The organism is Streptomyces carminius, from assembly GCF_002794255.1.
GTDB lineage: Bacteria > Actinomycetota > Actinomycetes > Streptomycetales > Streptomycetaceae > Streptomyces > Streptomyces carminius.
In genome coordinates, this window is sequence record NZ_PGGW01000052.1 from 38,538 (window position 1) to 50,708 (window position 12,171).

Consider the following 12,171-nt stretch of genomic DNA (forward strand, 5'->3'; position numbering starts at 1 on the left):
CCTCACCGCCGCCAGAACAGGTGGTGCGTCACACCGCTCGGGCTGGGCACGGCCTCGTGGTGGAACCGGTCGAGCAGTTGGTCGGGAGACTCCCAGAGCCGCACCCCGGACCCGAGCCGCACCGGCGAGACCACCACGTGCAGGGTGTCGACGAGGCCGGCGTCCAGGAACTGCCGGATGGTGGTGACCCCGCCGCCGAGCCGGACGTCCCTGCCCCGCGCCGCCTCCCGCGCCTGCTCCAGGACCGCGGCCGGATCGCCGCCGGTGAAGTGGAACGTGGTGTCGGAGAGCGTGAACGAGGGGCGCTCGTGGTGGGTCATGACGAACACCGGGGTGTGGAACGGGGGCTCCTCCCCCCACCAGCCGCGCCAGTCGTGGTCCTGCCAGGGCCCGCGCTGGGGCCCGAACTTGTTGCGGCCCATGATCTCGGCGCCGATGTTGTGGGCGAAGTCCCGCGTGAAGTAGTCGTCGAGACCGCGGCTGCCCCCGGGATCGGTGCGGTTGGGCCAGCTCGCCGTGGCACCGGCCCAGGCGAACATCTCCCCGGGGTCGGCGTGGCCGAACGGCCGCTCAAGGCTCTGGCCCTCACCGGCACCGAAACCGTCCTGCGAGACGACGAAGTTCTGCACTCGCAGCAGCTGACTCATGGATTCCCTCCTGGTGGTCGACAACAGTGGGACCGCCCGGGGCGGAAGAACTCATCGCCGCGGCCGTGACCGGCCCGTCCCGCCCGGCCGCGGGGCATCGCGTACTTCTTCCGCGCGGTCGCGGGCTGCGAGGATGGGGAACCCGCGTATGGGACGGAGGCGCGGATGAGCGTGCGGATCAGGCCCGCGCGGGCAGCGGAGGCGGCGGCCCTCACCGGCCTGGCGCTGCGGTCCAAGGCGCACTGGGGCTATGACGCGGACTTCCTGGCGGCGTGCCGGGACGAGCTCACCGTCGCCGCGGACGAGGTCGTACGACGGCGGGCCACGGTGGCCGACCGGGACGGCCGAGTCCTGGGCTTCACCACCCTCGAGGGCGAACCGCCGGTCGGCGTGCTGGGCATGATGTTCGTCGAGCCCCAGGTCATCGGTCAGGGGATCGGCCGCCTGCTGTTCCGGCACACCGTCACCGCCGCACGGGAACTGGGTTTCGCCCGGCTCACGATCGACGCGGACCCGCACGCCGAGCCCTTCTACCGCGCGATGGGCGCGGTGCGCGCGGGAGACGTCCCCTCGGGCTCCGTCGCCGGCCGGCTGCTGCCGCGACTGGTCCTCACCGTCCGGCGCTGACCCCGGCGCGGCCCGACGGCGTCATCGCCGGGAAGCCCCGGCGCGGCGGGCGACGGCACCGCGTGGCTGCACGACGGCGCCTCCTCCCGGGCCGTCCTCGCCACCGGCGACGACCTCTCGGGGCCCGAACGCCCGTCCGCGCCCCGAGGTCATGGCGGAACAGACGTGTGCCGGTAGCGGCCCGTATCGCGCCACGGCGGGCCGCTTTCCGGTCACCGCACAGGGTTCTCGCACCGGACGGGAGGCGGGACAGCACGATGGCACCGTCGGTCCGTCGACAGTGAGGAGACGCTCATGGGGGAGCACCGCAAGCCGGAACCGGACCCCGGCGAGGGCACACCGCCGCCCGGGAACGCCGACGGGCAGGTGCCCGTGCCGCCGCCGGGCGACGGCAAGCACAAGAAGGACTGAGCCCGGTGAGCGAGCCGGACGGGCCGGACGAGCCGGACGGACTCGACCGGCTGCGGGAGCGGTTGGCCGCCGAGCTGGCGGCGCGCGGGGAGTGGCCGGAGCGCTCGCCGTGGATCCGCCGGGCGGTGGAGGCCCTGCCCCGGCACCTGTTCGCCCCGGACCGGTTGTGGCGCTGGGACGGTTCCGCCTACGTACCGCTGGACCGCTCCGCCGACCCCGGCGGGTGGGCGGCCGAGGTGTACGCCGGGCCGTACGACCCGGCCGTCACCCAGGTCACCGGCGGCCGGGCGACTTCCAGCCTGTCCTGCCAGGCCGTGGTGGTGGACATGCTCGACTCGCTGAAGGTGGAGCCGGGCCACCGGGTGCTGGAGCTGGGCACCGGCACCGGCTGGAACGCCGCGCTGCTGGCCCACCGCACCGGACCGGGCGGCCGGGTGACGAGCGTCGAGGTGGACGCGGAGCCGGCCGCGCAGGCGTGTGCCCGGTTGAAGGAGACCGGCACGACCGGCGCCGAGGTGGCGGTGCACGTCGGCGACGGCGCGGCGGGATGGCCCGGGGGAGCGCCGTGGGACCGGGTGATCGCCACCTACGCCGTGGACGAGATCCCCTGGACGTGGGTCGCCCAGACCCGCCCGGGCGGCCGGATCGTCGCGCCTTGGGGACGGCTCGGGCACGTGGCCCTCACCGTGGCGGCCGACGGGCGCTCGGCGTCCGGTTGGCTGCAGGGCCTGGCGGCGTTCATGCCCGCCCGCGGCACCGACGACGGCCGCACCTGGCGGCAGATCCGCGCCGACGGCGCCCCCGGGCGGACCGGCCCGTTCCCCCGCGACGTGCGCGAACTGCGCAACGGCCATCTGCTGTTCGCGGCCCGGGTGCTCCTGCCGGACGTACGGGTCCTCCCCGGCGCGGCGGGCGACGGCACCGCGTGGCTGCACGACGGCGCCTCCTCCTGGGCCGTCCTCGCCACCGGCGACGACGGCACGGCGACCGCCCACCAGGGCGGCCCGCGCCGCCTGGCCGACGAGCTGGCGGGCGCCTGGCGGTGGTGGCTGGCCGCGGACCGCCCCGAGGTCTACGACTTCGGCATGACCGTGGAGCCGCACCACCAGCACGTCTGGTGCCGGGACCCGCACACCGGCCGCGTCCCGGTGGAGGGAGGCCGACCCGGTTACGCGGTCAGGCGCGGTAGAAGTCGGCCAGTGCGGTGAACGCGGCCTTGGGCTCCCAGCGCATGCCGGAACAGGTCCCGCCGCGGCGGCCGTCGCGGACCCGGACGATGCCGGGGCTGGCGAGGTCGAGGTCGTCGCGGGGGTCGCCGTCGGGGCGGTGGGGGAAGTTGTCGAGTGCGAAGAGGAACACGAAGGCGCCGTCGACGCCGCAGGCGTCGAAGATCTCCAGCAGCTCGCGGAGGTAGGCGGCCTGGCCGGCCTCGTCGCGGACGAACTCGCCGTTCAGCCGGATCGGTGCACCGGTCCCCCTGTCGTACTCGGCGATCTCCATGAAGCGCGCGCCCAGCTCGCCGGCGCCGCGGTAGGCGGCTGTGCCGAACTCGGTGACGGCGACCGGCTTCCCCTGCGCGACGAGCTCGCGCACCCCGTCGGCGAACCGGTCGGCCACCCCGGCCGACCGGTACAGGTCCACGCCGACGAGGTCGAAGGGTGTCCAGTCGACGCGTTCGAGCGGTATGGCGGCGTAGGTGATCCTTCCGCCGAAGCGCTCGCGGACGAGGCGGACGGCCTCGGTGAGGAAGCCGTTGACGCGCGCGCTGAGCTCACCCACCCGCGCGGGCAGGTCGTCCCGCCGGTCCAGCAGCAGCCGGAGCCGGTCCTCCTGGGTGCCACCGGGCAGGAACCCCTCGTTCATCAGGCTCACCTCGGCGCCGGTGACGAACACGACCTCGGCTCCCCGCCGCCGCAGCCGCTCCGCGCGTACGGCGCAGTCGGCGAACAGGTCGAGCATCTCCCCGCCGGTCAGTTCCAGGGGATAGGGCGAGAACCAGACCTCCAGGCCGAGGTCGGCGGCGTGGGCCGCGGCCGCCTCCAGCCGCTCCGGATCGCCGCCGATGACGCGGACGGCGGTGCAGTGCAGATCGTCGCGGATGACGCCCAGCTCGCGTCTGACCACGTCCGGGTCGAAGCGCTCCCGGGAGACCACTCCTCCGCGGACGAAACCGGTGTCGTAGCTGATGCCCTTGGCCCGCATGTCCCTGGTCCTTCCTGGCGGCTGCTGTGTGGACCTGACACTAAGCGCAAAAAATGCGTGTACGCAAGTTTGCGTATACGCATTTTTGTTGGGATGCTGGGGACGTGACGACACGAGGAAGCGGGCTGCGCGAGCGGAAGAAGCAGGCCACCCGGGAGGCACTGCGCGCGGCGGCACTGCGGTTGGCCCTGGAGCGCGGGCCGGACAACGTACGTGTCGACGACATCGCGCAGGCCGCCGGGGTCTCGCCCCGCACCTACAACAACTACTTCTCCAGCCGCGAGGAGGCGATCGTCGCCGCCGTCACCGCCGAACGGGAGTCCCGGGTGGCGGCGGTGGTTGCCGCCCGTACCGGTGCCCGTCTCGCCGACGACGTCATCGACGCGGTCGTGGAGCAGTACACCGACCCGGGCGGCCCCGGCCGCGACGCACTGCTGCTGATCACCACCGCCCCCGCGCTGCGTGCCGCCTTCCTGGACGCCGCCACCGCGATCGAACGCCCCCTCGCGGACGTGATCGACGACCGCCTCGGTGGGACCGACCCGTACACCGCCCGCGTGCTCGCGGCGAGCGTCGCCGCCGCCGTCCGGGTGGCGCTTGAGCGGTGGCTGCGGTCGGCCGCAGCCACCCCGGCGGCCGGCGGACTCGTCGTCCCGGCCGGCTCACTGCCCGACCTGCTCCGCTCCGCACTCGCACCGCTCGCACCCGCACTCGACGCGGCCGAGGAGCGGCTGCGGCGCGGCGAGCGCCGCTGACGAGGGTGCGTTCACCGCTGCCCCTGCCGCTTTCCGCACGACGGGGTGGTGCCGCCCCCGTGAACGGTCGGCGGCGCCTGCGGCCGGCCGGTCGGTCCACGACCGGGACCGGACGGCCGGGATCGCCCGGCCAGGGGGGTGGTGTCCGTCCGAGGTGGTCCTGGCGTATCGGACGGGGTTGGCGGGGCGCCGGGACCGGGTCCGAGTCCGACGGCCCGGTGGTTCAGCCGGTGGGAGCCCGTCGAGGTCGTTGTCCTCGAAAGCGTTGTCCCCCGAGCGAGCTACCTGGGGTGTCCCCTCATGGGTGAAGTGCGGCACCGGCGGTCTCTTGTTGACTTCGTGCTGTCAGCGCAGCGGTCGGACCGGCGGTCCGACCGTGCCGAACAGCAGGAGGGCAACACCATGAGAAAGACGCGCAGTTCCGGAAAGCCCGGTTTCCCCGGGAACCGCCGTTTCGCCACGGCCCTGGTGGTCTCGACGCTGGCCGGAACCGGGCTGGCCGCCTGCGGCGGGCAGGACGACCTGGGTCTCCGGAGCGCCGAGAACGCCGAGGGCACGCCGCGGGCCCAGGCAGCCGAGCGGACCGCGGACCACGCCAAGATCACCTGGGGCACGTGCCCGGAGCCGGCCGGGGAAGCGAGCCGGAATCCCCGCCTGACCTGCGGGACGATGAAGGTCCCGCTGAACTACCGCGATCCGGACGGCACGAAGATCGATGTGGCGGTCTCGCGGCTGGCCACGGCCAAACCCGGGAAGAGGCGCGGCGTCCTGCTGCTGAACCCCGGCGGACCGGCCGTGGGCGGTCTCGGCATGCCCGCGACCATGGCGCCCACGCTGCCGAAGTCCGTGCTGAACAGCTACGACCTGATCGGCTTCGACCCGCGCGGCGTCGCGCACAGCACTCCGCAGAGCTGCGGTCTCCAGGACCCCAGCGTGCCCGGGCTCTTCCCCTATCCCGCCGCGGACGGCTCGATCACCCAGAACGTGGCCGCCGCCAAGGCCGACGCCGAGAAGTGCGCCGACACGGCGGGCGACGACCTGCGGCACTTCACCACCGCCAACACCGCCCGCGACATGGACCGCATCCGCCAGGCGCTCGGCGAGCGGAAGATCTCCTACTGGGGCCAGTCCTACGGCACCTACCTCGGCGCCGTCTACAGGTCCCTCTTCCAGGACCGGACCGACCGGATGATCCTGGAAGGCAACATCGACCCCACCAAGGCGTGGGCCGACCAACTGGCCACCTGGGGCAAGGGCATGGCCGACCGGTTCCCCGACGCGGCCGCCGTCGCCGCGGCCCAGGACGGCACCCTCGGGCTGGGCGACAGCGTCGAGCAGGTGACCCGGAGCTACCTCACCCTCGCCGATCGGCTCGACCGCGAGCCCGTCCCCGTGCCGGGCGCGTCCCTGTCACTGGACGGACCGCTGCTCCGGAGCATCACCTACGGCATGCTTCAGCGCAACGAGACGCTCCCACCGCTGGTCGGTTTCTGGAAAGCCGCCGCCGCCCTGGCCGACGGCAGTGCCACCGACGCCGACAAGGAAGTTCTCCAGCAGATCCTCGCCGGCACCCCGCGGGCCCCGGGCGTCCCCGCGGACAACCAGGCCACCATGTTCCTGGCTCTCCTCTGCGGCGACGCCGAATGGTCCCAGGACACCGACGGCTACGCCGCCCGCACCGCCGCCGACCGCAAGGCGTGGCCCCTCACCGCGGGAATGCCGGCCAACATCTGGGCGTGCGCCTACTGGAAGAAGCCGGTCGAGCAGCCCGTCACCGTGACCGGCGAAGGCCCGCGCAACACCCTGATCCTCCAGAACCGCCGGGACAACGCCACTCCGTGGGAGGGCGGCACAGGGCTGCACAAGGCCCTCGGCGACGGTTCCGCCTTCGTCGGCGTGGACAACGGCGGGCACTACGTCTACAACGCGGGCTCCGCCTGCGCCGACAAGGCGACCGTCGGCTTCCTGACCACCGGCCACCTGCCGCGCAAGGACGTCTACTGCACCGACGTCAAGCGGAAGTGAGCTTCCCCGTTGTGCGGGAGGTGACCGGGCGTGGCCGGCCGAACGGCACCTTCCCGCCCTCCTGGCACCCGCTACTGAGGGGCCCGAGGCTCACCTCAGTGTCCAGTCCTGGTGGAATCCGGTGGCCGGTCCTGCCAACAACAGCTTGTCGCAGCTCGATCCGGACGCGGCCAGTCTGCGTCATCGACGGACTCCAGTGGAGCCGCACCGCCGGTCGGCCTGGTGCCGGGACCCGCACACCGGCCGCGTCCCGGCGAAGGGAGGCTGATCCGTCCACGCGGCGCGGCTGTTCCCGGGCGGGCATCACCCGGGAGTGCGAGCACGGACCAGGAGGGTGCCGACATCCCCGGGGTCGGGGGCCGGGAGGACCTGGGCGTCGATGTCGGTGAAACCGTTGCGCTTGAGCAGATCGGCCCACCACCCGGGGCCGTACGACCAGCGCACGACGGTCAGCTTGCGGCCGGCGAATCCGTTGCCGTACATCGGCTGGGGGCCGTGGTGGCCCTCGATGGGTTCGGCCTGGGAGAAGGCGAGGACTCCGCCCGGGATGAGGCGCCGGGCGATCAGCGGAACCAGTTCCTCGGGGTCGGTGAACCAGAGGGCACCCCAGACGGAGAAGATCGCGTCGTAGGCCGCCTCCGTGCTGCGGAGGTGGTCGCATGCCTCGGCGTGGACGAAGGTCAGCCCGGGTGTGCCGCCCCACCAGCGGCGGGCACGGGCGATCTGGACGGTGGAGAAGTCCAGGGCCGTCACCGCCACACCGGTACGGGCGAGGTGGACGGCCTCCCTGCCCTCGGCGCAGCCGAGCTCCAGCGCGGTACGCGGGCTGCCCAGGAACTCGGCCCCCGGCCCATGGCCGTCGTACTGGGTCCAGGCGAACCCGTCGACCTCAGGAGTCGGCTGTTCGCCCTCACCCCGGTACGGCTTGTAGGTGTCCCAGTACTCGGAAAGGCTGGTCGACGCGCGGGGCACGGGCTTCCTCCGGGGTGTCCGAGGGGCTGGACACCGTATCCGCGCGCCCGGGCGCCCACGGCTTGACCGTGCGTTTTCATCCGTGCGAGTGACGACAGCGCGCTTCGGTCAGGCGGGTATGTCGAACTCGTTGCCCTTGGCGCCGTCGATGGAGCACTCCCAGATGTGGCGGATGACGACAAGGGCGGGGCGCTCGGGCTCTTGCTGCCTCGACCAGGGTGCGTCCTGACGCATCGACGAGTAGGAGGCGGCGGAGAACTCCCGCACGCGTACATGCGGGCCGGTGATCACGTCTTCACCGATGATCGCGGTGTGCGGATGCGGTTCGGGAGCCAGCCAGGCCGGTCCTCACCGGCACGGTCGGCCTTCGGGGAGTGGGCCCTGTCGGCGGCCACGGCAGCCGGTCGGGTAGCCGGGCCACGTCGCCGTACTCGGCTACCCGACACCGCCACCGCGCTGTGGTCACGAGATACGACAAGCTCGCCGTCCGCTACGAGGCCACTGTACCGGCCGCAATGATCAACGGATGGATACGAGTGGCTCCGGCGTACCTGTGATCGCTAGCCTCACCAGCTGTGAAGCAGCGGCAGCAGAAGAAGCTCTCCCACCGCCTTTTCGAGGCAGTCCTGTCAGGTGACGCCAGGTGCGTGAAGGCCCTGCTGCGCGGTGGAGCAAGCCCGGAGAGGAGGAGCACAGACGGCACCACTCCTCTGTACCTGGCATCAGTACAGGGCGAGGCCGAAGTGGCCCGCTTGCTCATGGAGGCCGGGGCTTCCCCCGACACTGAAAGCAGCGGCCCGGGCTCGGAGGGCACACCGCTGTGCGCGGCTGCTTGCTGGGGACACACCGCAACGGTCCGGGAACTGTTGGCGCACGGCGCCGATCCCAACCTCCGCGAAGACCAGGGCGCAGGCCGGTCGCCGCTGGACTGGGCGGACAACGGCCCCCACCCCGGCATCACCGAAATTCTCAGGGCGGCAGGAGCGCACTCGACAACAGAAGCTCCCCCGGCTCCGTAGTCGGCATGGTCTCGCACTCACTCAGGACGAATCCTGCCCGCCACCGGGGTGCTTGGTGCAGAGGACGACGCCCAGCACCTCACTGGTACTGCTGTGGATCATGTCCTGACAGGCGTGTCGAGTTCGGCCCACCAGCCGGTGTCCACAGGTGGGAGGCCCGTCGGCGCCTCGGCGAGCATCACGGGGGCGGTCTCGGGCTGACCGGGGAGCCGGCCCCCGTGGTGCTCCGTGGTCAGGCGGGTATGTCGAACTCGTTGCCCTTGGCGCCGTCGATGAAGCACTCCCAGACGTGTCGGGTGACGACGAAGGGCGGGTTGTCCGGGTCCTCGTTGTCGCGGAGCGCGACCCGGTCACCGGGCAGGAAGGCCACCTCCAGGCAGCCGTTGGTGCTCTCGCTCACGCTGGCCTTCCGCCACTGAACGTTGCCGAGATCCGGTGTGTCGGTCATGGGTTACAACTCCTCCAGTAGGGTCTCCAGGAACTGCGCCGACTCTTCCTCGTCGAGCGCCATGCCGCGCAGGCGGCCGAAGTCGGCGTCGAAGCGCCGGATGTCGTGCGGCTTCTGCATGTAGAGGTTCCCACCCGGGGTGTCCAGGTAGACCACCACGGGCTCCGCCGGGTCCGGGAAGTCCAGGATGGTGAAGGAACCGTGCAGGGCGGCATGCGCGCCCTTGCTGAACGGGAGGACCTGCAGCGTGACGTTCGGCACCTCCCGGGCGTAGTGGGCCAGGTACTGGAGCTGCGCTCGCATCACCTCGCGGCCACCGACGAACCGGCGCAGGCACGCCTCGTCGAGGACGGCGTTGAGCTCCAGCGGGTGCGGCTTACGGGTCAGGGCTTCCTGCCGGTGGGAGTGGAACGCGACAAGGGTGTCGATCTCGCTGTTCTGCGCGGTGGGGCGCCCCGCACGATGGATGGCACGCGAGTAGTCCTCGGTCCGCAGCAGGCTGTGGACCATGGCCAGTGTGTACACCCGCAGTGTGGCCGCGTCGGCTTCCAGCCCGATGTAAGTGGCGAGGTTGGGCGGCAGAGCGTCCTCGTAGACGGTCCACCATCCCTGTTCGGGACCGTCCTGGAACAGGTTCAGCAGCAGCTCGCGCTGTTCCTTCGACGCCTCGTAGGCGTCGAGGAGTCCCCGCAACTCGATGAGCTGGAGCTTGCGGCCGCCGTTCTCGATCCGGCTGATGGTGGAGTCGGACCGGTCGATGGCCTTGCCCGCTTGTTCGATCGTCATTCGTGAATCTTCACGAAGGCGGCGTAGCTCTCTGCCAAGACGCCTCATGCGTACCACGGGACCGTGGGATCGCTTCATTTGGCGGCCTCCTCCCCTGCTTCTACTGAGGGTCATCCTGCCTCACTCTGAGGCATGGAGGTAATCGACGTTTTCATCCGCTCCATCCCGGTTCTTCACCTGGCGAAGGTTGCTGAATCTTCTGACAGAAGTTGCAGACAGAAGATTCAGGCGTCATTCTAGAGGCATCCGCTACGCCGGGTAGCCATCTGGTCGCTCATCGCTTACTGGTTCGATTCGCCTGATGGTCGGGAGCACGTCATGCAGCACTCAGCACGTCACACCGCCCAGCGCCCGGGGGCGGCCCCGGACCGGGTGCTGCTGTCGCCGCGCGGTGCCGCGCGGCGGGAGCGGGTCGAGCAGGCGCGCCGCTGGGCGCACCGGTACGCCGGGCTCGGGTGGGCGGTGACGCCCGCCTGCACGGGGCGCCACGCGTGGTGCTTCGCCCCGGACCGGCACCCGGCCACGCCCCGGTGGGCGCGGGAGGCGACGGCGGACCCGGCGGCGCTGGACCGGCTGTGGGACGCCCGCCCCTCGTACGGCGTGATCGCCGCCACCGGGCCCGGGCGGGGCATGGCCGCCCTGTGCGCCGACGGCCTCCGGTGGCCGTACGTGCTCGCAGTCCTCGCCGCCGCCGGGATCGCGGCACCGGTCATGCGGCTGGCCGCCCCGCACGGCGAGGGACCCGAGCGGCTGTACGTGCTCACGGACGAGGAGCCGCCGCCCGTCCCCGCCGGGGAACGGGCGGGCCGGGTCACCGCGCACCCGCCGCACCGCCCGCTGCCGCTGCCCGCCGCCGACGGCGCCGGGCACGCCCGGTGGGTCGCGCCGCCGACCGGGCACCCCCTGCCGGCGGCACGCCAGGTGCTCGACGTACTCGGCGCGCTCGGCGCGCTCACCACCCTCCACCCCTGAACGGAAGGACCCCAGGCCCATGACCCCACACTCACCCCTCGTCCCCGGGCTGCGGCCCGTGCCGCCCGCCCGTCCCCGCCGCGGTGAGCGCGGCCGGTGGACGACCACCGCCGTCGACGGGCGCTCGGAACTGAGTCCCCGGCGGGCCCGCGAGTACGTGCGCCGGGTCTGCGGGCGGTGGCGGGTGCCCGCCGCGCAGGCCGAGAACGCCGTGCTGATCGTCTCGGAGCTGGTCACCAACGCCGTGGTGCACGGCGTTGGTGACCGCGTCACGGTCGTGGTGACGCTGACCGGCCGGGACCGGCTGACGGTCAGCGTCACCGACCGGGGCCCGGAGGCCGGGGGAGAGGCGGGGGAGGACGGGTCCGGCGGTACGCCACCCCCGCCGCCGGACGAGCCCTGCCCGGCCGCCGAGGGGGGCCGGGGGCTGTGGCTGGTGTCGGTGCTGGCCACCGAGGTGGGGTGTGAACCGGTCACCGGCGTCGGCAGGGGCACCGGCACCCGGATCTGGGCCCGTATCGACCCGCCGGAGGCGGCGTGCGGGGCGTGACGGGCGTGCGGGGAGTGGTGCGGCGGTACCGGCGGGTGCACCTGTGCACGGTCACCGCGACGCGGGAGGCCGGGACCGTGCCGCTGGCCCGGGCGTACGCCCCCGGCGGGCGGTCCGCCCTGCGGTGGCTGTGGGCCGAGGCCGACGGACTCGCCGCCCGCCTCGGCCCCGGAACGGAACACGGCCCCGGAACGGCCGCCCGGCTGCTGCGGATGTGGAGCCGGAGCCTCGCCGCGGGCGAGGTCGCCCTGCACACCCTCGCCCTGGGACGGCCGTACGGGCTGACCGTGGGCGAGCGCGGCACGGCGTACGCGCTGGAGGTCCGGCGGATCCTGCTGCCGTCGGAGCCGACCGCCGGGGAAGGGATGCGGTGAGGGCGCGGTGAGGGCGCGATGAGGGCGCGATGAGGGCGGAGGTACGGACGGCGGGATCACCCGGCGTCGGTCGCGGCCCGGCGCCGCCTCCCGCCGAGTGCCAGGCTCAGCAGGGCGATGCCGGCGGAGACGAGGACGAGCCGCACGCCCCAGTCGACGGCGGTCCCGTACTCGGCGTCGGCGAACACGGGGAGCCGGAGCAGGAGCGTGCCGAGCGGATAGGTGGCCAGGCAGACGAGCAGCATCGCCCAGAAGGGGGGCTCGTTGCGGAAGGCCAGCACGTTCAGGGCGAGGAACACGGTGCCGAGCACGGCGAGGACGGCGACGGAGGCCATGGAGGTCATGGGAACCAGCCTTCCGGCCGACGGGCGGGGGAGCGTCGG

15 protein-coding genes are annotated in these 12,171 nt (G+C 72.8%); 8 read left to right on the plus strand and 7 right to left on the minus strand.

The genetic code is table 11. The features are described 5' to 3' along the window. Positions 1-2: 2 nt before the first annotated feature. Positions 3-647, minus strand: coding sequence for a dihydrofolate reductase family protein (locus tag CUT44_RS15285; protein WP_100202411.1), 645 nt, complete (start codon positions 645-647; stop codon positions 3-5). Between the two features lie 165 nt (positions 648-812). Between CUT44_RS15285 and CUT44_RS15290 the strand changes: the two genes are divergently transcribed. Next, positions 813-1,274, plus strand: a complete 462-nt coding sequence (locus tag CUT44_RS15290; RefSeq protein WP_100202412.1) for a GNAT family N-acetyltransferase — start codon at positions 813-815, stop codon at positions 1,272-1,274. A 416-nt stretch (positions 1,275-1,690) separates the two neighbouring features. After that, positions 1,691-2,893, plus strand: a complete 1,203-nt coding sequence (locus CUT44_RS15295; RefSeq protein WP_100202413.1) for a methyltransferase domain-containing protein — start codon at positions 1,691-1,693, stop codon at positions 2,891-2,893. On the opposite strand, the gene CUT44_RS15300 is transcribed toward CUT44_RS15295, so the two are convergent. Next, entirely contained in the window at positions 2,862-3,887 is a 1,026-nt protein-coding gene (locus CUT44_RS15300; RefSeq protein WP_100202414.1) for a hypothetical protein, read from the minus strand. The two genes, CUT44_RS15295 and CUT44_RS15300, sit on opposite strands and share 32 nt — an antisense overlap. 104 nt (positions 3,888-3,991) lie before the next feature. Between CUT44_RS15300 and CUT44_RS15305 the strand changes: the two genes are divergently transcribed. After that, entirely contained in the window at positions 3,992-4,642 is a 651-nt protein-coding gene (locus tag CUT44_RS15305) for a TetR/AcrR family transcriptional regulator (protein ID WP_233221417.1), read from the plus strand. Between the two features lie 402 nt (positions 4,643-5,044). Continuing rightward, positions 5,045-6,667: an alpha/beta hydrolase gene (locus tag CUT44_RS15310; protein WP_100202416.1), complete on the plus strand. Its 1,623-nt coding sequence runs from the start codon at positions 5,045-5,047 to the stop codon at positions 6,665-6,667. A gap of 303 nt (positions 6,668-6,970) precedes the next feature. Here the strand turns inward: CUT44_RS15310 and CUT44_RS15315 are convergent, their stop codons facing one another. Further along, positions 6,971-7,639, minus strand: a complete 669-nt coding sequence (locus tag CUT44_RS15315) for a class I SAM-dependent methyltransferase (RefSeq protein WP_100202417.1) — start codon at positions 7,637-7,639, stop codon at positions 6,971-6,973. A 108-nt stretch (positions 7,640-7,747) separates the two neighbouring features. Continuing rightward, positions 7,748-7,906 carry a hypothetical protein gene (locus CUT44_RS32770; protein ID WP_233221418.1) on the minus strand — a complete coding sequence of 53 codons (159 nt, stop codon included), beginning with the start codon at positions 7,904-7,906 and terminating at the stop codon, positions 7,748-7,750. A 308-nt stretch (positions 7,907-8,214) separates the two neighbouring features. On the opposite strand from CUT44_RS32770, the gene CUT44_RS15320 reads away from it, so the two are divergent. Further along, positions 8,215-8,658 carry an ankyrin repeat domain-containing protein gene (locus CUT44_RS15320; protein ID WP_100202418.1) on the plus strand — a complete coding sequence of 148 codons (444 nt, stop codon included), beginning with the start codon at positions 8,215-8,217 and terminating at the stop codon, positions 8,656-8,658. 232 nt (positions 8,659-8,890) lie between these two features. On the opposite strand, the gene CUT44_RS15325 is transcribed toward CUT44_RS15320, so the two are convergent. Beyond that, entirely contained in the window at positions 8,891-9,106 is a 216-nt protein-coding gene (locus tag CUT44_RS15325; RefSeq protein WP_100202419.1) for a DUF397 domain-containing protein, read from the minus strand. Positions 9,107-9,109: 3 nt separating this feature from the next. Next, complete coding sequence (locus CUT44_RS15330) at positions 9,110-10,006, minus strand: helix-turn-helix domain-containing protein (protein WP_100202420.1); 897 nt, start codon at positions 10,004-10,006, stop codon at positions 9,110-9,112. 204 nt (positions 10,007-10,210) lie between these two features. Here CUT44_RS15330 and CUT44_RS15335 point away from each other — a divergent pair, with 204 nt between their 5' ends. From CUT44_RS15335 to CUT44_RS15345, 3 genes are read left to right on the plus strand one after another with little or no spacing between them, the layout of a single operon-like run. After that, a complete protein-coding gene (locus CUT44_RS15335; protein WP_100202421.1) occupies positions 10,211-10,864 on the plus strand; it encodes a bifunctional DNA primase/polymerase in 654 nt (217 codons plus the stop codon). A 19-nt stretch (positions 10,865-10,883) separates the two neighbouring features. Further along, the gene (locus tag CUT44_RS15340; RefSeq protein ID WP_100202422.1) at positions 10,884-11,414 is read left to right on the plus strand and encodes an ATP-binding protein; all 531 of its coding nucleotides are present in this window, start codon (positions 10,884-10,886) and stop codon (positions 11,412-11,414) included. After that, the gene (locus CUT44_RS15345; protein ID WP_100202423.1) at positions 11,402-11,788 is read left to right on the plus strand and encodes a hypothetical protein; all 387 of its coding nucleotides are present in this window, start codon (positions 11,402-11,404) and stop codon (positions 11,786-11,788) included. Before CUT44_RS15340 ends, CUT44_RS15345 begins: the two co-directional genes overlap by 13 nt. 56 nt (positions 11,789-11,844) lie before the next feature. On the opposite strand, the gene CUT44_RS15350 is transcribed toward CUT44_RS15345, so the two are convergent. After that, positions 11,845-12,132 carry a hypothetical protein gene (locus tag CUT44_RS15350; RefSeq protein WP_100202424.1) on the minus strand — a complete coding sequence of 96 codons (288 nt, stop codon included), beginning with the start codon at positions 12,130-12,132 and terminating at the stop codon, positions 11,845-11,847. Positions 12,133-12,171 lie beyond the last annotated feature (39 nt).

Excerpts from the sequence above, each read along its gene's own strand:
- CUT44_RS15285 (WP_100202411.1), bottom strand. The coding sequence starts at position 647 with ATGAGTCAGCTGCTGCGAGTGCAGAACTTCGTCGTCTCGCAGGACGGT.
- CUT44_RS15290 (WP_100202412.1), top strand. The coding sequence starts at position 813 with ATGAGCGTGCGGATCAGGCCCGCGCGGGCAGCGGAGGCGGCGGCCCTC.
- CUT44_RS15300 (WP_100202414.1), bottom strand. The coding sequence starts at position 3,887 with ATGCGGGCCAAGGGCATCAGCTACGACACCGGTTTCGTCCGCGGAGGA.
- CUT44_RS15310 (WP_100202416.1), top strand. The coding sequence starts at position 5,045 with ATGAGAAAGACGCGCAGTTCCGGAAAGCCCGGTTTCCCCGGGAACCGC.
- CUT44_RS15325 (WP_100202419.1), bottom strand. The coding sequence starts at position 9,106 with ATGACCGACACACCGGATCTCGGCAACGTTCAGTGGCGGAAGGCCAGC.
- CUT44_RS15330 (WP_100202420.1), bottom strand. The coding sequence starts at position 10,006 with ATGACCCTCAGTAGAAGCAGGGGAGGAGGCCGCCAAATGAAGCGATCC.
- CUT44_RS15335 (WP_100202421.1), top strand. The coding sequence starts at position 10,211 with ATGCAGCACTCAGCACGTCACACCGCCCAGCGCCCGGGGGCGGCCCCG.
- CUT44_RS15340 (WP_100202422.1), top strand. The coding sequence starts at position 10,884 with ATGACCCCACACTCACCCCTCGTCCCCGGGCTGCGGCCCGTGCCGCCC.
- CUT44_RS15350 (WP_100202424.1), bottom strand. The coding sequence starts at position 12,132 with ATGACCTCCATGGCCTCCGTCGCCGTCCTCGCCGTGCTCGGCACCGTG.